Origin of the sequence: Sphingobium sp. AntQ-1 (assembly GCF_028538045.1) — a bacterium.
Classification (GTDB): Bacteria; Pseudomonadota; Alphaproteobacteria; order Sphingomonadales; family Sphingomonadaceae; genus Sphingobium; species Sphingobium cupriresistens.
The window spans coordinates 956,440-975,720 of sequence record NZ_CP117158.1; the positions used below are offsets into that span (position 1 = coordinate 956,440).

The 19,281-nt window shown below is 64.0% G+C and carries 21 protein-coding genes; 12 read left to right on the forward strand and 9 right to left on the reverse strand.

The features are described from left to right. The first annotated feature begins 39 nt into the window (after positions 1-39). From relB to sphantq_RS04765, 5 genes are all read left to right on the forward strand, one after another. A complete protein-coding gene (gene relB / locus sphantq_RS04745; RefSeq protein ID WP_272799717.1) occupies positions 40-210 on the forward strand; it encodes a type II toxin-antitoxin system RelB family antitoxin in 171 nt (56 codons plus the stop codon). Then, positions 207-485, forward strand: coding sequence for a type II toxin-antitoxin system RelE/ParE family toxin (locus sphantq_RS04750; RefSeq protein WP_272799718.1), 279 nt, complete (start codon positions 207-209; stop codon positions 483-485). The genes relB and sphantq_RS04750 overlap by 4 nt, the downstream gene beginning before the upstream one ends. Positions 486-506: 21 nt before the next feature. Continuing rightward, on the forward strand, positions 507-761 hold the full coding sequence (locus sphantq_RS04755) for a hypothetical protein (protein ID WP_272799719.1): 255 nt from the start codon (positions 507-509) through the stop codon (positions 759-761). 88 nt (positions 762-849) lie between these two features. Continuing rightward, positions 850-1,887: a hypothetical protein gene (locus sphantq_RS04760; protein ID WP_272799720.1), complete on the forward strand. Its 1,038-nt coding sequence runs from the start codon at positions 850-852 to the stop codon at positions 1,885-1,887. 348 nt (positions 1,888-2,235) lie between these two features. Beyond that, positions 2,236-2,448, forward strand: coding sequence for a cold-shock protein (locus sphantq_RS04765; protein WP_066603914.1), 213 nt, complete (start codon positions 2,236-2,238; stop codon positions 2,446-2,448). A 35-nt stretch (positions 2,449-2,483) separates the two neighbouring features. Here the strand turns inward: sphantq_RS04765 and sphantq_RS04770 are convergent, their stop codons facing one another. Continuing rightward, entirely contained in the window at positions 2,484-3,080 is a 597-nt protein-coding gene (locus tag sphantq_RS04770; protein WP_224548511.1) for a hypothetical protein, read from the reverse strand. Between the two features lie 122 nt (positions 3,081-3,202). Between sphantq_RS04770 and sphantq_RS04775 the strand changes: the two genes are divergently transcribed. Together sphantq_RS04775 and sphantq_RS04780 are read left to right on the forward strand one after the other, a co-directional pair. Next, positions 3,203-3,415, forward strand: coding sequence for a hypothetical protein (locus sphantq_RS04775; RefSeq protein WP_129927194.1), 213 nt, complete (start codon positions 3,203-3,205; stop codon positions 3,413-3,415). A 179-nt stretch (positions 3,416-3,594) separates the two neighbouring features. Next, positions 3,595-3,951 carry a glycine zipper 2TM domain-containing protein gene (locus sphantq_RS04780; RefSeq protein WP_066603921.1) on the forward strand — a complete coding sequence of 119 codons (357 nt, stop codon included), beginning with the start codon at positions 3,595-3,597 and terminating at the stop codon, positions 3,949-3,951. Positions 3,952-4,006: 55 nt separating this feature from the next. On the opposite strand, the gene sphantq_RS04785 is transcribed toward sphantq_RS04780, so the two are convergent. From sphantq_RS04785 to sphantq_RS04800, 4 genes are all read right to left on the reverse strand, one after another. Beyond that, positions 4,007-4,939: an electron transfer flavoprotein subunit alpha/FixB family protein gene (locus sphantq_RS04785; RefSeq protein ID WP_129927195.1), complete on the reverse strand. Its 933-nt coding sequence runs from the start codon at positions 4,937-4,939 to the stop codon at positions 4,007-4,009. Further along, on the reverse strand, positions 4,936-5,685 hold the full coding sequence (locus sphantq_RS04790) for an electron transfer flavoprotein subunit beta/FixA family protein (protein ID WP_066605528.1): 750 nt from the start codon (positions 5,683-5,685) through the stop codon (positions 4,936-4,938). The genes sphantq_RS04785 and sphantq_RS04790 overlap by 4 nt, the downstream gene beginning before the upstream one ends. A 113-nt stretch (positions 5,686-5,798) precedes the next feature. Further along, positions 5,799-6,998 (reverse strand): ADP-forming succinate--CoA ligase subunit beta, encoded by a 1,200-nt coding sequence (sucC, locus tag sphantq_RS04795; protein WP_066603925.1) that lies wholly within the window; start codon positions 6,996-6,998, stop codon positions 5,799-5,801. Between the two features lie 503 nt (positions 6,999-7,501). After that, positions 7,502-7,675, reverse strand: a complete 174-nt coding sequence (locus sphantq_RS04800) for a hypothetical protein (RefSeq protein WP_165363643.1) — start codon at positions 7,673-7,675, stop codon at positions 7,502-7,504. A 385-nt stretch (positions 7,676-8,060) separates the two neighbouring features. Here sphantq_RS04800 and sphantq_RS04805 point away from each other — a divergent pair, with 385 nt between their 5' ends. The 5 genes from sphantq_RS04805 (at position 8,061) to sphantq_RS04825 (ending at position 13,671) form a co-directional block, all read left to right on the forward strand. Further along, positions 8,061-9,449 (forward strand): glycosyl transferase family protein, encoded by a 1,389-nt coding sequence (locus tag sphantq_RS04805; RefSeq protein WP_066603929.1) that lies wholly within the window; start codon positions 8,061-8,063, stop codon positions 9,447-9,449. A gap of 305 nt (positions 9,450-9,754) precedes the next feature. Continuing rightward, positions 9,755-10,519 carry a hypothetical protein gene (locus sphantq_RS04810; protein ID WP_272799721.1) on the forward strand — a complete coding sequence of 255 codons (765 nt, stop codon included), beginning with the start codon at positions 9,755-9,757 and terminating at the stop codon, positions 10,517-10,519. 57 nt (positions 10,520-10,576) lie between these two features. Continuing rightward, positions 10,577-11,491, forward strand: a complete 915-nt coding sequence (locus sphantq_RS04815; RefSeq protein WP_066603935.1) for a sulfite exporter TauE/SafE family protein — start codon at positions 10,577-10,579, stop codon at positions 11,489-11,491. Beyond that, positions 11,491-12,252: a TIGR02186 family protein gene (locus tag sphantq_RS04820; RefSeq protein WP_244884381.1), complete on the forward strand. Its 762-nt coding sequence runs from the start codon at positions 11,491-11,493 to the stop codon at positions 12,250-12,252. The genes sphantq_RS04815 and sphantq_RS04820 overlap by 1 nt, the downstream gene beginning before the upstream one ends. Positions 12,253-12,345: 93 nt before the next feature. Then, positions 12,346-13,671: a DUF3422 domain-containing protein gene (locus tag sphantq_RS04825; RefSeq protein WP_272799722.1), complete on the forward strand. Its 1,326-nt coding sequence runs from the start codon at positions 12,346-12,348 to the stop codon at positions 13,669-13,671. Between the two features lie 3 nt (positions 13,672-13,674). On the opposite strand, the gene sphantq_RS04830 is transcribed toward sphantq_RS04825, so the two are convergent. Genes sphantq_RS04830 through sphantq_RS04845 form a run of 4 tightly spaced genes read right to left on the reverse strand, consistent with a single transcriptional unit; the run spans position 13,675 to position 19,276 of the window. Next, positions 13,675-17,001: a glycosyl hydrolase gene (locus sphantq_RS04830; protein ID WP_272799723.1), complete on the reverse strand. Its 3,327-nt coding sequence runs from the start codon at positions 16,999-17,001 to the stop codon at positions 13,675-13,677. Positions 17,002-17,019: 18 nt separating this feature from the next. Next, a complete protein-coding gene (locus sphantq_RS04835; RefSeq protein WP_207212421.1) occupies positions 17,020-17,940 on the reverse strand; it encodes an alpha/beta hydrolase in 921 nt (306 codons plus the stop codon). Further along, the gene (locus sphantq_RS04840; protein WP_066603941.1) at positions 17,940-18,371 is read right to left on the reverse strand and encodes a hypothetical protein; all 432 of its coding nucleotides are present in this window, start codon (positions 18,369-18,371) and stop codon (positions 17,940-17,942) included. Before sphantq_RS04840 ends, sphantq_RS04835 begins: the two co-directional genes overlap by 1 nt. After that, positions 18,368-19,276: an alpha/beta hydrolase gene (locus sphantq_RS04845; RefSeq protein WP_272799724.1), complete on the reverse strand. Its 909-nt coding sequence runs from the start codon at positions 19,274-19,276 to the stop codon at positions 18,368-18,370. Before sphantq_RS04845 ends, sphantq_RS04840 begins: the two co-directional genes overlap by 4 nt. Between the last annotated feature and the right edge of the window lie 5 nt (positions 19,277-19,281).

Below are 19,281 nucleotides of genomic sequence, written 5' to 3' on the forward strand. Positions count from 1 at the left end.
GGGATTGGCGGGAATTTGTCCATCTGATACATTCCACCCATGACCAAACTCACCCCCATCGAGTCCGAATTTGCGACGACCGAGGAGGCTGAAGCCCATGACGCATGGGTACAGGCCAAGGTCGAACGTGCCCTCGCTTCCACCAACCCGCGCATCCCCCATGACGCAGTCATGGCCAAGGCGCAGGCGGTTCTCGACAAATATCGATGACCTTACCGGTCGTCTGGGATGACGAGGCGGAAGCGGACCTGCTCACCATCCTCGACTATATTGGGAGGCGCAACAAACCGGCGGCCGATCATCTCTATGCCGCCATCCGGCATACGGCCGACAATCTGCCCAATCATCCCTATGCGCATCGCCCCGGCCGCAGGCCCGGCACGCGCGAGGCCGTGGTCCATCCCAACTATATAATCATCTATCGCGTCGCCGCCGAAGTCATAGAGATATTGACGCTGGTCCATGCCCGCCAACAATATCCCTGAAGATATCCGGGCGACCTACGCATGATCGACGTCATCCTTTTCTTTACTTGTCTGCTCTTGCCGTTCGTCGCCATGCCCCTCCTCTGGCGGCGCATGAAGCGCGTCCGCAACGAAACCTATCAACACAGGAAGCAGGAACGGCGCGCCCAGCCATGGGAAGAATCTCTTGGCTCGGACGGCGAAGTCCGGCTCGCCCGATCCGGCAGCCCGAATGACGATCTCATCGACCTTGGCAGCAAGGCGCGCGAAACCCGCTGGCCGATCGACAATCCCTGACCTTCCCTAAAAATCCTATTCCGCTGTCCTACACGCCCCTTTTCTGTCCATCCTCCCGGCAAACCCCTCAGCCGGAGGCACGCGACCCATGTCCTATCACGACCCCATCCTCCCCACCCCCGCCCCCGCGCCGCAAAGCCGCGTCGATGGCTGGAGCCCCGCGCGCCAGCGCCGCTTTCTCGAAGTCCTCGCCGCGACCGGCGTCATCCGCCTCGCCTGCGAAGCCGTGTTCATCACCACCCGCTCCGCCTACACGCTGCGCATCCGGCGCGACGGCGCGGCCTTTCGCCTGGGCTGGGACGCGGCGATCCTGATCGCCCGCGCGCGGCTGGCCGATACCTTGCTCGCCCGCGCCATCATGGGGACGGAGGAAACCATCCGCCGCGATCCCGATAATTATGAAATCACCCGCCACCGCCACGACAACCGGCTCGCCATGTCGATGCTCGCCCGGCTCGATCGCATGGCCGATTGCCCGGCCGAAGGGTCCGACGCCGCGCTCGCCCGCGTCGTCGCGCAGGATTTCACCGCCTATTGCGACATGCTCTGCCCGGAAGCCGACGCCCAGGCCGAAGCCGACCGTCTCGGCCTGCCCCGTACCGGCGCGGAACCGGCCGCACGAACCATGGACGACGCCACCCTCTATGACGGCTCCATGCCCGATACGCCCGCCCCGGTCGACGCGGAAACACCCCTCTCCTCCGGCGCATCGGCAGCCCTCTTCGTCGCCGCGCGCATGGCGCTGCACAAACCGCAAAACCCGCACTTTTCCGTCGATGATGAACGGTGTGAACTTCGCCCTCCCCCGCCCCCAAATCTTACCGATCTCCCGCCGGACGAAGCCGCCCATCGGCTGCGCGGCCTCTGGTGGGACGACCGGCTGGACCGCTGGCGCACCGATTTCCCGCCCCCGCCCGACTTTGACGGCAACGCCAGCGACAGCATCTACGACGTCGATAATTATGAGCGCGACCTGACGGAGGCGGAGGAAGAGGCGATCGCCGCCCAGCAGGAGGCCGAACGCCGCCCCTATGAACAGGCCGCCGCCCTCGCCCGCGACGATTTCTTCGGCTTCGTCCTGGCGCAGGACGCGGGACGCGCGGCGGTGACGGCCGGGGCGGGATGATGGCGGGATGTGCATCATGCCATCAAGGTTGCCTGTGAAAGCGGGAGCGCCCCTCCCTCCGTTCGCCCTGAGCCTGTCGAAGCCTGTCCTGAGCGACTGCCGCAGGCAGGCAGTCGAAGGGGGCCTTTCTTCCTGCGGGGGGACAGGTGCGACAGTGGCCGCCTATCCGCCATCGGGTTCACGCCCCACCCCTATTTGCTATTTGCCCCCCCATGCCCTATGTGGGGGATGCTACAGTCGCAAATCGACGGTTCTCGGCGCTTTGCGGCACCTGTTTCCTTCTTTCCCTGCCCCTTTAGCGATCCGGTGCGTCCACACGGGCCGCGCCGCACGAAAGAAGGAACTACCATGAGCATCGTCGGAACCGTCAAATTCTTCAACGCCGACAAGGGCTATGGCTTCATCGCTCCCGATGACGGCAGCCCGGACGCGTTCGTCCACATCACCGCCGTCGAGCGCGCTGGCCTGGCCACGCTGCGCGAAAAGGACCGCGTCTCCTACGATCTGGAGCAGGACCGTCGTGGCAAGATGGCCGCTGTGAACCTGCAGCACGCCGAATAATCGGGGATGGCGGGCGCTCCGGCGCCCGCCTTCTTTTACGGCTGCTGGTCCATATAGACCGAGCCGACCAGCAAGATCGCGATCAGCGCGACCAGCAGCGCGCCGTTGATCCAGCGATGGCGCACGAACAGCAGGGCGATCAGCGCCCCGAACAGCCCCAGCAGCGCCAGCCCCATCCAGTAATCGGCATCTGCGCTCAGGGCCGGCCCGGTCGATGGCCGATAGATTTCCAGCGCGATCTGGCCGATGATGCTGCCGATATTGGCGCACAGCACGCCGCCGATCACCAGCCTTTTGTGCCGGTCGTACCAATGATCGAAATCGGGCCATTCCTCCGGTTCGTCGGGAAAGATCAGGGTCGCGGCCAGATAATAGACCCCGACCAGCGCCAGCACCGCCGTCAGCGTCAGATAATTGGCGTCCATCTGCGCCCGCGCCTCGTATGCCGTCAGCCAGAAGCTGGTCAGGTCGAGCAGCACGAACAGCCCCAGAAGCGGCGTCAGCCAGCCGATCCGCACCGCCCTGGCGCCCCGCTTGAGCTTGAGCGCCCTGGAAAAACCGCCCAGCACCTCGCTGATCGCCAGGCCCAGCAACAGCCCGAAGGCCGCGAACACCAGATCGAATCCCGACATTCGGCTCCCCCGACGCACCGTCCGTCGCAAGCCTAGCAAAAGCGACCGTCCAGGCAATGCGGCTTGGAACCCCCGGCCCCGCCGCCGGTTATCCCCCCGAACCCGCAACCATGGAGCATAACATGATCCGCACCCTGATCTTCGGCGCTATCGCCGGCTATGTCGGCAAGAAACTCTACGACGAAGGCAAGCTGACCGAATTCAAGAACGACCTGGTCACCCGCTACAACGACGCCAAGACGAGCCTGGCCGACCAGAGCGCGACGACGGACACCGCGGTCAGCGCCCCGCTGGTCACCTCGACCGGCGCGATCAACCGTCCGCTGCCCAACTAACCCCCTTCCCATCCGGCGGCCCAGTCCCCCCGCTCGCCGCCGGTCACCGCCCGCTCGCCACCGCTCCCCCTCTCGCGGTCGCAGCGGGCGGTTTTCTTTTGACCGCACTCGTCACCGCCACGCAACCATGGCTGCTGCGCCGGGTTGTTGAGGGCATAAGGGTAATAAGGAGAGACGCCATGAAGAAACCCATCCTCGCCGCCGCCATGCTGGCCATGCTGCCATTGGGCGCCTGTACGTCGGACAATTATGGCGGCGGTTACGGCTATGACCGTCCTGGCGACCGCCGCGGCCCGCCGCGCCACAACCGTCGTCCGATCCGCGACAACGACCAGATTTACCGCGACCGCGATGGCCGCTATTATTGCAAGCGCGACGACGGCACCACCGGCACCATTGTCGGCGCCATTGCCGGCGGCGTGCTGGGCAATGTCATTGCGCCCGGCGGATCAAAAACGCTGGGCACGATCCTTGGCGGCGCAGGCGGTGCTCTGGCTGGCCGGGCCATCGACAAGAACGACATCAACTGCGAATGACATGAAAAAGGGCGCGGATATTACCCCGCGCCCTTTCCTACATCGTCACGCTGGCTTACAGCTTGCCGGTAAGCTCCGGTACGACCTTGAACAGATCACCCACCAGACCGATATCGGCGACTTGGAAGATCGGCGCATCCTCATCCTTGTTGATGGCGATGATGGTCTTGCTGTCCTTCATGCCGGCCAGATGCTGGATCGCACCCGAAATGCCGACGGCGACATAGACTTCCGGCGCGACGATCTTGCCGGTCTGGCCGACCTGATAGTCGTTGGGGACATAGCCCGCATCGACCGCCGCGCGGCTCGCACCGACCGCAGCGCCCAACTTGTCGGCGAGCGGGAAGATCACCTCTTCAAATGTCGGCCCATCCTTGAGCGCACGACCACCCGACACGATGATCTTGGCGCTGGTCAGTTCGGGACGTTCCAGCTTGGCGATCTCGGCGCCGACGAAGGACGACAGTCCCTTGTCCCCGGTCGAAGCGACCGCTTCCACCGTGCCGCTGCCGCCGTCACGCTCCGCCTTTTCGAAAGCCGTGCCGCGAACGGTGATTACCTTTTTGGCGTCCTTGCTCTTGACGGTGGCAATAGCGTTACCGGCATAGATCGGGCGGGTAAACGTGTCTTCGCTCTCGACCGACAGGATATCGCTGATCTGCATGACATCGAGCAGCGCGGCGACGCGCGGCGCGATATTCTTGCCGTTGCTGGTGGCCGGCGCGACGAAGGCGTCGTGATGGCCCATCAGTTCGACGATCAGCGGCGCCACATTCTCCGCCAGCGCATGAGCGAAAGCAGCATCATCGGCGACATGGACCTTGCCCACGCCCGCAATCTTCGCGGCGGCGGCGGCGACGCCATCGACGCCTTGGCCGGCGACCAGCAAATGCACTTCGCCCAGCTTGACGGCGGCGGTGATGGCGGAAAGGGTCGCGTCCTTGACGGCGCCGCCCTCATGTTCAACCCAAACAAGTGTCTTGCTCATGCGGCGACTCCCAGAGCTTTCAGCTTTGCGACCAGTTCATCGACATCGGCGACCTTGACGCCGGCGGTGCGCTTGGGCGGTTCGACCACCTTGAGCGTTTCCAGCCGGGCGCTGATGTCCACGCCGTAATCGGCGGGGGTCTTCTGCGCCAGGGGCTTGGACTTGGCCTTCATGATGTTGGGCAGCGACGCATAGCGCGGCTCGTTAAGGCGCAGGTCGGTGGTGATGATCGCCGGCGTCGACAGCTTCACCGTCTCCAGCCCGCCATCGACTTCGCGGGTGACCGAAACGCTGCCATCGGCAACTTCGACCTTCGACGCGAACGTGCCCTGGGGCAGGCCCAGCAGGGCGGCCAGCATCTGGCCGGTCTGGTTGCTGTCGTCGTCGATCGCCTGCTTGCCCAGGATGATGAGGCCAGCGCCTTCCTCTTCCTGCACCTTGGCGAGCAGCTTGGCCACGCCCAGCGGTTCGACCTCATCGTCGGTCTGGATCAGGATCGCCCGATCCGCACCCATGGCCAGCGAGGTCCGCAGCGTTTCCTGCGCCTTGGCGACGCCGATCGACACTGCGATCACTTCGGTCGCCACGCCCTTTTCCTTCAGCCGAATGGCTTCCTCGATCGCGATCTCGTCGAACGGGTTCATGCTCATCTTGACGTTCGCCAGATCGACGCCCGTTCCGTCCGCCTTCACACGCGGCTTCACATTATAGTCAATGACCCGCTTCACGGGCACAAGGATCTTCATTTTCAACATCCTCCGGTTTCACGCCATCGCCCGCCAACGCGGACAAGGACGTGGGCGGCCCGTTCCCGGACCACCCACGCCCCATGGCGTATCTTGTTAGGTGGGGTCGTGCCTCAGGCTGCTTTCCTCACTTCCGCCACGATCTTCTTGGCCGCATCCCCCAGGTCGTCCGCAGGGACGATCGCCAGGCCCGACGCGGCCAATATGTCCTTGCCCTGCTGGACGTTGGTGCCTTCCAGGCGCACAACCAGCGGGACCGACAGATTCACTTCCTTCGCCGCCGCGACGATGCCGTCGGCGATGATGTCGCACTTCATGATGCCGCCGAAGATATTGACCAGAATGCCCTTCACAGCCGGGTCCTTCAGGATGATCTTAAAGGCCGCGGTCACCTTCTCGGTCGTGGCGCCGCCGCCTACATCCAGGAAGTTGGCGGGGAATTCGCCGTTCAGCTTAATGATGTCCATCGTCGCCATGGCCAGGCCCGCGCCGTTGACCATGCAGCCGATGTTACCGTCCAGCTTGATGTAGGCGAGGTCGTACTTGGATGCTTCGACTTCGGCCGCATCTTCCTCGGTCAGGTCGCGCAGTTCGGCGATGTCCTTGTGACGGAACATGGCATTGCCGTCGAAAGCGACCTTGGCGTCCAACACCAGCAGATTGCCCTGCTCGGTCAGCGCGAGCGGATTGATTTCGATCTGCTCCGCATCGGTGTCCTCAAAAGCGGCGTAAAGCGACGAAGCAACCTTGGCCGCCTGCTTGGCGAGGTCGCCGGTCAGGCCCAGTGCGGCGGCGATCGACCGGCCATGATGGGCCTGGAAGCCAGTTGCGGGATCGACCGAGAAGCTGTGGATTTTTTCAGGCGTCGAGTGGGCGACTTCCTCGATGTCCATGCCGCCTTCGGTGGACACGACGAACGCAATCTTGCTGCTGCCGCGATCGACCAGAAGGGCCAGATAGAATTCCTTGGCGATGTCGGCGCCGTCGGTGATGTAGAGGCGGTTGACCTGCTTGCCCGCATCGCCGGTCTGGATCGTGACCAGCGTGTTGCCCAGCATGTCGGTCGAATGCGCCTTCACTTCGTCCAGGTTGAAGGCGAGGCGCACGCCGCCCTTCGCTTCCGGGGCCAGTTCCTTGAACTTGCCCTTGCCACGGCCACCGGCGTGGATCTGCGACTTCACGACATAAAGCGGTCCGGGCAGCTTCTTGGCGGCTTCGACCGCTTCCTCGACCGAGAAAGCGGCATAACCGGCAGCGATCGGCGCGCCATATTTCGCGAGGAGTTCCTTCGCTTGATATTCATGAATATTCATAAGGGCTGCCCTTTTCGCTGAAATCTGATGTCAGCGGCTAAGCACAGCCCCAGACGAGGCGCTAGAAAATTTCGCAAAACGACTTTGCAAAATTGCAAAGCGCGCAGAGCCAATCATCCCTCTTACGGCCGATACGGTTAAAATGCGCTGGCAGGCAACACTGGGCTGGCAACCGCCAAAATCTCAGGATCCTGTAACGCCCCCACGTTGCGCAACAGTTGATCGACAGAGATTTTACCGCTGTGAGACTTGCGGAGCGACGCGAGCGACCGGGGCTTTTGCAATTGGGTCAGGCTCACTCATCCCGTCATCCATTCCGCCATGCATTACGCCATTTGTGAGGAGAGCCCTGCCTCTTCCAGCCCGGCGCGCAACTGTGATTCGGGAGAGAGGGGCGGCACAGGCGGACAAAGGGAGAGTCGCAGCTGACGGCAAGGCGCCGCTGGGTTAAAACCATCTTTTGTCGTTCGATAGGCTGATCCAGCGGCATTGACCCGGTCGGATCAATGCGCGCGAATGATCAACCGTTCATTTTCCCGACGATAGGCGTCAATCCGGTCCGTATAGCTTCGGGCAAGGCTTTGATAAGCGTCTCGCCCTTTGTCCGATCGGCTGGATTGTGCGCGTATCAGCGACATCTGCTGCCGGTGCAGCAGGTAATTGACGTCCATCTCCATATTCACCCTCCTCCCGTAAAAGTTAGAAGAGATTGGTCGATTGGCCAAGACTGCCTAAGACTCGCAAAATCAACGCCTGCAAACTAGCACTGAGATTACCCATTGGCGACCCCGCTTATCGCGCCGCCAAGGCGACCGGGCGCTATCCAGCGCAAAACCGCACATTCCAAGGTGACAAGATCGTCCGTCAGAAAACGCGCGAGGCGGATCGTGACGGACGATCCATGCCGATCTATTCCCTTGCCGATGTCTGCGAAGGTACAACTGTGCTGCTGGGTCAACATTTCGAAGGACTTGTGCGAAAAAATGCAAAAGACTTGGAACGATGTGACGCAAATGGCATCCTCTCTCGCCTAGGGGGATTGGGGGTCAAGTCTTGGGAGACATGTTGGCCGCAGGCCTTGTGGCCCTGCACCACGAAGTCCTGCTTTTTGCTGTCGTCGGACTGGCGATCGGCGGCCTGGACGATTTCCTGGTCGACCTCCTCTTCATAGCCCGTCGGTGTTGGCGCAATGTCGCCATTTATGCGCGCCATCCGCGTATGACTACGGCAACCTTGCCCGCTTCATTCCGGCCGGGTTGCATCGCCATATTCATTCCCGCCTGGCGGGAATCGGATGTGATCGGGCCGATGCTACGCCATGCGCTGGCGTGCTGGCCGAACGACAATTATCGGATTTTCGTCGGCCTCTATTCCAATGACCCCGAAACAATCGAGATAGTCGCGCCTATCGCCGCCGGGGAACCGCGCATCATCGTAGGAATCAACCCCAGGCCAGGTCCGAGCACCAAGGCGGACTGCCTTAATGTCCTGTGGCAGGCGATGCTGGCGGAAGAAGCGCGCATCGGCAAAGCTTTCAAGGCGGTCGTGCTGCACGATGCCGAAGATGTGGTTCATGCCGACGAGATCCGACTGTTCGACTTCATGATCGATCGCTTCGCCCTAGTCCAGTTGCCCGTGCTGCCCCTGCCCGGTCGAGGGACGTGGTTCGCGCGCGCGATCGCCAATCATTATGGCGATGAATTTGCGGAAAACCATGGGAAAGCTCTGACAGTACGCGAAGCATTGGGCGCGTCGATCCCATCAGCGGGGGTGGCGTGCGCCTTCGAACGGGCGATTCTCGGCCGCCTGTTCGACACCGCTCATGGGGGACCTTTCGATCCGTCATCGCTGACGGAGGATTATGAAGCGGGTCTGCGGATCGCCAATATGGGCGGGCGCGGCGTGTTCGTGCGTATGCGCGACCGTACCGGGGCGCTGGTCGCGACCCGCGAATATTTCCCGGACAGCATTCACGCCGCCGTCCGGCAAAAGGCGCGCTGGATAGTGGGCATATCCTTGGCCGGTTGGGACCGCATGGGCTGGCATGGCGGTGTTGCCGAATGGTGGATGCGCATCCGCGACCGGCGCGCCACCATGGCGGCGCTTGTGCTCTTCGCCGCCTATATGGCGCTGATCCTCTGGGGCCTGATCGCCGTTCTGGGCGCGCTTGCGCCACTATCCACGACCCCGCTGCCGCCCCTCATCACAGCCTTGCTATGGTTCAACCTGGGGTTGATGGGGTGGAGAGCGGTCATGCGCGCCCTGTTTGTCGGCCGGGCCTATGGCTGGCGCCAGGGATTGATGGCGATCCCGCGCACCTTCGTCGCCAACTATATCGCCATATTGGCGGCTCGGCGCGCGGTCTTTCTTTATGGCAAATCGTTGCTGGGCCAGCCACTTAGCTGGGACAAGACGCAGCATTGTTTCCCCGACCTGAAGACCGATCCATGAGCCGTGTCGCAAACGGCCGCCCGTTGCGTTTCTCCGCCATCATGATGCTGGGTTGGGTGGCTATCCGCCTAGTGGGCCAGGAAGCCGTAACGCCACCGGTGCAACGGCCATATGCAGATACTCCCTCCAAACCCTCGCCCTTATTGCCACAAGCCCTGTTGGCATCCAGCGCCGTGGCGACCCTGCCACGGTGGGAAAGGCTTACAACCCAGCCTCCGCCCTACATCGCCGCGCGGATGAAAATAACACAATGCGCGCCACCGCCGCCACGACCATCCACTAATGGCGCCATCCCGGTCGATCTGATGGATTTCATTACCTTCAGCGTAGCGTTCTCCAACCGCCATTATGCCAGCGATCCCGACTATATGGATCTTTTTCAGGCGCCGACGGCCATCCCCTCTCCGCTTATGGCCCAGCAGACGACGCCGGATCGATGGCGGGCCGCCGCATGGCTGCTGTGGCGCCCCGGCAGCGCGCGGCCAAGCGGGACCGTGCCGACTGGCCAACTCGGCGGCTCGCAGGCGGGACTTCGCGTGGATTATGATCTGACGCCTGGCACCGCGAGCAGGACCACCGCCTATGGCCGCCTTACCAGCGCCTTCCAGCGCCCCGCGGCGCCCGAAGGCGCGGTCGGATTGTCGATCCAGCCGATGCGCGCGATCCCGATCAGCGTCGCGGTCGAACGGCGCATCGCATTGGGCGACGGCGCACGCAACGCCAATGCTATAATGGTGGCGGGCGGGTTTGGCCCGGCGGCTATCGGGTCAGCCGTCTTGGCGGAGGGCTATAGCCAAGCCGGCATCGTCGGATTCAGCCGCGGAGATGCTTTCATCGACGGCAAATTCTCGCTCTCCACCCCACTTGCGCAATCGCCCTTCCGCGTCGGGGTGGCCCTGTCTGGCGGCGCGCAACCGGGCGCCAGCAGGCTGGATATCGGCCCAGAAATGCAGTTCCGCCTACCCTTGCCACAGGTCGCCGCCCGGATCGGCATCGAATGGCGTGAACGGATCGCGGGAGACGCCCGGCCTGGATCGGGCCTTGCCATCACCCTCGCGGCCGATTTTTAGTCGCCTGGCGCCATCGCCGCTTTATATCCATGCCGGTTGGCGTTACCCCCAACGGGCATGGATCTCTACCTGCCCATAGCCAATCTATCGGTGAACGCGCTTGTCATCATCGGCCTCGGCGGTGTCGTCGGGCTGCTGTCCGGCATGTTCGGCGTGGGCGGCGGATTTCTGACGACGCCGCTGCTGATCTTCTACGGCATTCCACCCACGGTCGCCGCCGCGTCCGCCGCTTCGCAGGTGACGGGCGCCAGCGTTTCGGGCGTGTTCACCCATATGGCGCGCGGCACCGTCGATTTCCGTATGGGCGGCGTGCTGATCGCGGGCGGCGTGATGGGGGCCGGCATGGGCGTCTTCATCTTCCGCCTGCTCCAATATCTGGGGCAGATCGATACGGTCATCGGCATCCTCTATGTGCTGATGCTGGGCGGCATCGGCGCGCTGATGGCCAAGGAATCGATCCAGGCGCTGGTGGCGCTGAAAACGGGCAAGCGCCCTCCCGCCCGCAAGCGGCGGCATCATCCGCTGGTCGCCGCGCTGCCGATGCGCTGGCGTTTCTATCGCTCCGGCCTATATATCTCGCCGCTGGCGCCCCTGTTGCTGGGCATGGCGACGGGCATCTTGACGATGTTGCTGGGCGTGGGCGGCGGTTTCATCCTGGTGCCCGCCATGCTTTATTTGCTGGGCATGGCGACTCAATCGGTGGTCGGCACATCGCTGTTCCAGATATTGTTCGTCACCATGGCGACGACGATGATGCACGCGATGACGACCAAGGCGGTGGACCTGGTGCTGGCGCTGCTGCTGCTGATCGGCAGCGTCGTCGGCGCGCAGGTCGGCACCCGCCTTTCCATGTCGATCCGACCTGAATATCTGCGCATACTGCTGGCCACGATAGTGTTGTTCGTCGCGGCGCGGATGGCGCTGGGACTGGGATTTCGTCCCGACGAAATCTACACGATCGAGGTGCGCTGATGCCGCGCTGGCGCGCCTTGCTCGCCCTGCCCGCGGCGCTGGCGCTGATGGGGGCGAACGAGCCGCAACTGGTGCCGGACGTGTCGCAGCGCGAAGTCGTCATCCAGTACAGCTTCACCGGCGCCGACCTGTTGCTGTTCGGCGCGATCGTCTATCCCGACGGGCGACGCCCCGACAAGCCGGCCGACATCGTCGTCGTGCTCAAGGGACCGGAACAGTCGATCACCATGCGCGAAAAGCAGAAGGTGGCCGGCATCTGGGTCAATGCCGACACCGCGCGTTTCCGCTCCGCCCCCAGCTTCTACGCCATGGCATCGTCGCGCCCCATCGGCCGGATCGTCGATGAACGTACCGCCGCCATCTACGAACTGGGCGTCGACAAGCTGCAACTCTCGCCCTCCTCGCTCAACGAAAGCGCGGAATTGTCGCGCTTTCAATCCGGCTTGGTCGATTTGCGGGCGCGGTCCGGCCTGTTCGTGGAGCGGCCTGGCATCGTCGAGATCACGGACGGCGTCCTGTACCGCGCGCGCCTGCCGCTGTCGGCGCGCGTCATCGTGGGCGATTACACCGCCGAAACCTTCTTGGTGCAGGACGGGCGGGTGGTCGCCGCCGCGGTGCGCGACATCACCGTGCGCAAATCCGGCTTCGAACAGTTCATGGCCAGCGCGGCCGAACATTGGTCCTTCGTCTATGGCCTGGTCGCGATCGCCATGGCCGTGGGCATGGGTTGGGCGGCTGGCGCCATCGCCCGCCGCATCTGAATGGGCCAATCCTCATTCTTTGGATCAAGCCAATTGCCCAAGCCCCAATAGTCCGACTAAAACGGCGCAAAATGGGTCGAAGGGGACGGGGCGATGACGGACACAGCCAAGCAGGCGGGCGATGGCCCTTTTCCCAACCTGGTGCAGCGCAGCCACGCCCTGCGCGCCTCGCTTTCGCGCGAAATGCACATTCGCAAAATGCCGCGGCTCGATACGCCCATGCGCGCCGTGCAGTTCATGATGATCGTCAATGAGCAGGAAGCGCACGACAGCGTCGCCGCGCTGTGCGCCATCGTGCCCGATGATGGCCCCTCCCCTGATGCCAGCGACCGCTTCTTCGCGTGCCGCGTCGGTGCGCTCGGCTTTTCCTGGGAACGGCACAGCGAGTTCATCACCTACAGCTTCATCGCAGATGGCTATGGCGAGCCGTTCGACCTTTCGCCCTTCCTGCCCGTGTCGCACTGGATAGATCGACTGCCAGGCCAGGTTATCCGATCGACCCAGATCGCCTTGACGAAGAATGAGCCATCCAACGCGACGATCGCCACCTATTTCGCGTCCGACGACCTCATCATCTCCGACGTCGCCCAATGCCGGGCGCGCGTCTGGGGCGATTTCCGTTTGCACGACAATGGCTTTGGCCGTTTGCTCATCCAGGATCGCGGGCTGGAAGGGGCGGAAGCATCGCTGCTGGTGCAACGATTGCAGGAATTGGGCAATTATCGGAAGATCGCTTTGCTCGGTCTGCCCGAAGCGCAACGGGCGACTCCCATCCTTGCGACGCTGGAGCAGCGCCTGACCGATGTGACCGCCTGTGTCGCAGAACCGCAGGCGGATGCCGACGCTGTTTTGGAAGACCTGTCATCACTCAGCGCTGAACTGGCGCAGATTGTCGCGCGGACCCGTTACCGCATGAGCGCAACCCATGCCTATGCGGAACTATGCTTCGACCGCATCCGCCGTCTGGATGTCGCGCCGGTGCGCGGCTATCGCTCGCTCGACGATTTTACCGAGCGGCGGTTGCTGCCGGCGATGCGGACTTGCGACGCTTTCGGTCGCCGGCTGGAGGACCTGTCGCAGCGCACCGCCTGGACCAGCGCGATGCTGCGCACGCGGGTCGACACTGCGCTGGCGCGCCGCAATCGCGACCTGCTGGCGTCAATGGACCGGCGTACCGGACTGCAACTGCGCCTCCAGCATACGGTCGAGGGGCTGTCGGTCGTGGCGATCAGCTATTATGCGCTGGGTCTTTGGCATCACATCAAGGAAGCGATCGAGCATCAGGGCGCGCATCTGCCCGGCTGGATCGACCTGGCCCTGATCCCCGCGATCATCGCGGTGGTTTTCCTGGGCCTGCGCCAGATCAAGAAGGTAAAGCGCCCGCCATCCTTGCGGGACGGCGACACGCTCGATCATTAGGACTTATTCCGCCAGCAACCGCACCGGGCCGATCAGGCCGGACGGCCGCAGCGGGGCGTCGGGCTTGTAAGTCGGGGCGGCGGTGAAAGTGATTTTTTCCGCACCGGGCTGCTGGTCGCCGATCAGGCGATTGACCCACAGGTTCGCGACCTTGACCTCCAACTGGTTAGCCCCCGGCTTCACCAGTTTGCCGATGTCGAGCTGATAGGGCGCGAACCAGGTGGTGCCGGCCAGTTGGCCGTTGACGCGCACCTCGGCCAGATCGCCGATCTTGCCCAGGTCGATCCACAGCGGCGCGCCGGACTTCACGCCCTTGGGCAACGCAAAGCGCGTAGCGTAGGTCGCGATGCCGGAGAAATAGCGCACGCCCTTGTCGACGTTGCTTTCCAGCGGAGTGAGGGTGGGCATGGCGATGCTTTCAGGCGCGCCACGGCCGCGTTGGAAGCGGACGGTCCAGGGGTTGGTCAACCTCGCGACGGAATGGGCCGGCTTGGCCGAGATGGTGGCGGATAGCGCCGCAGCAGGTTTGCGGAACAGGATGAAGAAGGCATCCTCAGCGCCGACGTCAAGCGGGATCACCGTGTCGCCCCCTTCGATGCGGTAAGAAAGGGGCGCGGCCGTGCCGTCAAGCGCACGCCAGATTTCGGGCTGCCTGCCGGTCGCACGGAAGCGCGCCTCGATCCGGCCAGCCTTGTCGGTGCGGTTATTGACGAAGTAGAGGTCGCCATCCGTCAGCTTGCGGTGGACGAAGCGATAATCGGCGTCCTGTGCGCCCTGCCCGATTCGGAAGTCCGGGCCGACGCCGATGCTGACGAGTGCGGCTTCAGCGTCGCGGCTGGCGATCACCCTCCCCTTGCCGATCGGTGCGCCGCTCCACAGGCGGGTGACGAGCGCCTTGAACGCGACGGCATCGTCCGCCAGGCCCGGCGCGCGTTCAGGCGCCATGCCGATCACGGTCGCGCCGCCCTCCACCAGCGCGGCGATCCTTCGCAAGGTCGCCAGCGTCATCACCCGGCTGGCGCCCCCCAGATAGAGGGCGCGATAACGGGCGTTGCCCGCCGCCAGATCGCCATTGGCCACGCTCATGCGATTGGCGATGATGTCGGCATTGACGAAATCATAGGCATAGCGGATCGGCAGATCGGCCGGCACGCCATGTTCGAACAAGGACGTGATCGGCGTATCTTCGCCATAGAAATAGGCGAGATCGGCCTGATCGCGACCCTGCTGAAGCAGGTAACCGGTGCGCGCCATATAGTCCACCCATGGCCTGGCCATCTCCGCCCAGCTTTCATGCCGGTTGAAATATTGGCCGAAAATCATGAGGCTGAGGCCCGGCGCCTTGTCATCGACCGGCTGATGGACCGAAGTATGGACGATCGGCCGGTTGACCCCCGACGCAAATTCCAGGTCAATGACCCGCTTCAGGTCCGACGGCGCAAACGCCCAAGGCGCGAAGGCCGATGTCATGGACTCCGCCGACACGACATTCTGGCCATAGATATGAGCGACCGACGCCGCCCCCTTCATGTCGCCGATCAGCGTGGGACGCGCCGTGCCGCCGCGGTTGAAGGTCCACATCGCCGCCATCGGCACATCGGTATGCGACCGCATGGCCAAGTCATCGCCCAGCACAGGGCGACCATTTTCCAGCGCTTCGCCATAGACGGTCAGGCCATTTTCATGCGCGACCTTGGCCACTGTGCCATAATGGGCGTCGGCCAGCAGGTCCGCCAGCGTCTGGCGATAATCATGGAGGAAGGCGTCGCTCCGCGCGGCCGATCCCACGATCGCGCCGGTCAGCGTCGGCAGGAAAGGCGTAGGGTCATAACCGCGCCGGGCTTGGAACTCCTCCACAATGCGCGGGGTCCAGTTCGACGCGCCGACCTCGATACTGTCGGTCAGCAGCGCGCTTATGCCCTTCTTACCGATCCAATCCGCGCCCACCGTATCGCGATACATGCCGAGATAGGTTTCGAGATAGCGGCGCACCGCCGCCGCGTCATATTTGTCGACCTCCAGCCCCGTGGCTTCGGGGGTGGCGGGATGGTTCATTTTGCCGGTCAGCGAGTAACCCATGCGGATGATGCGCCAGTCGCGCCCCTTGGGTGCGGTCCAATCGAGCGTGCCATCAGGACGCAGCCGGTCGGTCAAGTCGATCACCTTGGCGGGGTCGATGGCAGGCGCGTCAGGCGCGGGAACGTCGCTCAGCGCATTATAGTCGGCGACGATCGCATAACCGGCCTTGGCCTCATAATGATCGATCTTGGCTTCGGCCGAGAGGCGCAAATCGCCTATGCCCAGCGTCAGACTGGCGGGACGACCGAAGACGTCCATCATGACAGCGCCGGGGGCACCGTCGCCCAACCCCGGCGACTTGGGCGCGTCGTTTGGAGAAAGGACGAGGCGGAAGCGCTGGGCGGTGACGGGCGCAAAGCCGATCGTCGCCGACACTTCGGTCAGCGAAAAACGGCCGACCGGCCGCCAGCCCTGCGCCGTTTCCACTTCCAGCGTCGGGCGGTAGAACGGGTCGCCGAAGGGCGGCCGGGCATGGGGCACGAACAGGCTGGCCGACCGGATCGTCACCGGCTTGCCATAATCGAGGATCACCGCGCCGGGATGGGTGGCGTCGCCCTTGGCGATCTGCGCCACGGTTTCCATATCATTGTCGAGCAGCGGCGCAGGGGCGAGCGCCGTTCCGTCCGCTTGCGTCATGCGCGGCCGCGGCAGGGCAATTAGCTTGATAGGATAGGCTAGAATAGGGGCGTCGCCATAGAAGGTAGGAAGCGCGGCCGCGCCCTCGCCAGCTGCGAGCGGATCGCTGAATTTCGCGCTCTGGAATGCGCCGGTGATGGAGGGCGGCATGGGCAGCGCGCCTTTCACCCGCTGGCCGCCACGCAGGTCCGTCTCGCTCCAGACCAGCTTCTTCATCGCGTCCTGCGGCTTAACCCAGGGACCGCCCGTCTCGCTCCAGCCCGGCGACGCGGCAATGGCGAATTCCAGCCCCTTGGCATCGGCGGTGTGGACGGCGTGGCGAAAAGCATCCTTCCAGCCGTCGGTCATATAGATCAACCGTTCCGGCACGATCTGCGGCGTCATCAGGCTGGCGTCGAAATTCTGGACCCCGCCAATCCCCATGCGCGCCATCCAGTCGAGATCCTTGTCGATCCCGTCCTTGGTCACATTGCCGTTCATCCAGTGCCACCAGACGCGCGGGCGGGCCGACTGCGGCGGATTGCGAAATCCTTCCGCCAATTCGTCAGCCCAGAGCGGCGCCGCGAAGGAGGCGCAGGCCAGCAGAGCGACGGGGCGAAGGCTTTTACGAATCATGAGCAATCCTTGAGAAAATCAGCGCGCGCCGAGCAGGCCGCGCATGTCCATCCAGGCGAGAAATTCGGGCAAGAGCATCGCCGTGGTCGTCCCCGGCCGCCCCCCGCCAAAGCCATGATCGCCCCGTTCATAGGCATGGAGTTCGACCGGACGCTTCGCCTTGCGCCAGGCTTCGACTATGCCGAAGCCCTGCTTGGCGAAAAGACCGTCATCCATGGCGATGGCGTTGAACATGGGCGGCGCATCGGCGGGCACCGCGATGTCGAGCATCGGGCCATAAATATAGCCGATGAAGGCCGGGCGCTGTTCAGACCGGCCCTCCAACGCGGCGTTCAGCGTCGTCATCGCGCCGGCCGAAAAGCCGATCATGCCGATACGCGCGGGATCGATATGCCAGCTTGCGGCGCGGCTGCGAACGATGGCGAGGGCCTGAAGCGCATCCTGCGTGGCGCGGGGTTCCTTCACCTTCGCGCTCGGTTCGCCCTTCGCGGCCGCGCCGAAACGCGCGCCCATGACGCCCAGAAATGCCTTGTCGTCGCGCGGCGTCTCGTTGAGGCGATATTTCAGCACGAAGGCTGCGACGCCATGATCGGCCAGCCAGCGCGCGACGTCGCTCCCTTCCCCTGTCATCGACAACGACAGGAAAGCGCCGCCCGGCGCCACGAGCACCGCCGCGCCAGTCGCTTTGGCAGGATCGGGCAGATAGGGCGTGATGGTCGGCCGCACGACATTGCGGACCATGATATTGTCGATGCTGTTCGCCCCGATCTGAACCTCCATGCTCGACCATTGTTCGTCGCTGCCGGCCTTGGGCGCGGGTTGATCGGGATAGAGCGCGATCGCGCCCTCCTGCCCCTGCGGCGGGACCGTTTCCATGCGCACATCCTGAGCCAGAGCGGGCGTGACGAGCACCAACGCCAGAGTCATCATCGAACGGATCACCGGGTCATCCTCTTGAGGGCTAGAATGGTTATGAGAGCGCCTAGCGATCCGCCGTAAAGCAACTTAATCGCCAGCGCCTGCCCCCATGCGACAGGCGACTGGGCGACGGCGCCGGTCGCCCAGGCGAGCAGGCCACCTAGCACCGCACCGCCGATCGCAAAGCCGAACGCGCGCAGGATGATCGTGCGGGTCGACACGCGCCGCCCCAGCCGCGTGCGGGCGATCAGTGAGGGGACGAGCGCGCTCATCAGCGCAACGGCAATGCTCTGCGGCACGAAATCAAGGCCCAGTGCGTCGGGCGCGCCCCAGGTGAGCGGGCGCGCAACCATCCCGAAAATGCCGAGGAAGAAGGCCAGGCTGAGGGTCGCGTTGATCGCAAAGCCGATGCCGGCCTGCCGCGCGATCGGCAAGGCCGGCGCGGCGCTCATTGCGCGACCTTCGCGTTCAGCAGCCCGCGCATGTCCAGCCAGGCCTGGAACTGGGGCAGCACGCCCATGCTCGTCGTGCCCGGCTTGCCCGTGCCAAAGCCGTGATCGCCACGCTCATAGGCATGGAGTTCGACCGGCACATGGGCGCGGCGCCAGCTTTCGATCAGGGCATAGGAGGGATTGGGGAAGAGGCTGTCGTCATTGGCGATGGCGGCGAACATCGGTGGCGCATCGGCCGGCACGACGCGGGCCAGCATCGGACCGTAAACATAACCGATGAAGGACGGGCGATCGCTCCCCTTCCCTTCCAACGCCGCGTTGAGCGTGGTCATGGCGCCGGCGGAGAAGCCGATCATGCCAACCCGCTGCGGATCGACACCCCATTTGTCGGCATTGGCGCGCACCAGCTTGATCGCCGCCAGAGCGTCGAGAGTTGCGCGCGGTTCGGTGATTCCCGGCGCGGCAGTCGGATCGCGCAGCGACTCCGCCATGCGCCTGCCCATATAGGCGGACGCTTCGCCGATGTCGGCGGGGGTCTGGTTCAGCCGATATTTCAGGACGAAGGCGGCGATGCCGTGATCGGCGAGCCAGCGCGCGACGCTCCAGCCCTCATGATCCATCGCCAGCAACATGAACGCGCCGCCCGGCGCGACGATCACCGCAGCTCCGGTCGCCTTCGCGGGATCGGGCAGGACAGGCGTGATGGTCGGCACGGTGACATTGCGCACCGCCAGATCCTTCCCGAAACGCACCCAATTTTCGGTCGATCCCTTGGGTGCCTTCATGTCCGGATAGAGCGGAATGGCGTTCGGATCGGCGGGGGCTTCTGCGGGAACCGGCGTCGGCATCTGGGCGATGGCGGGAACCGCGAGCACAAGGGCGACAGCGGCGACGAAACGCTTCATGTCTT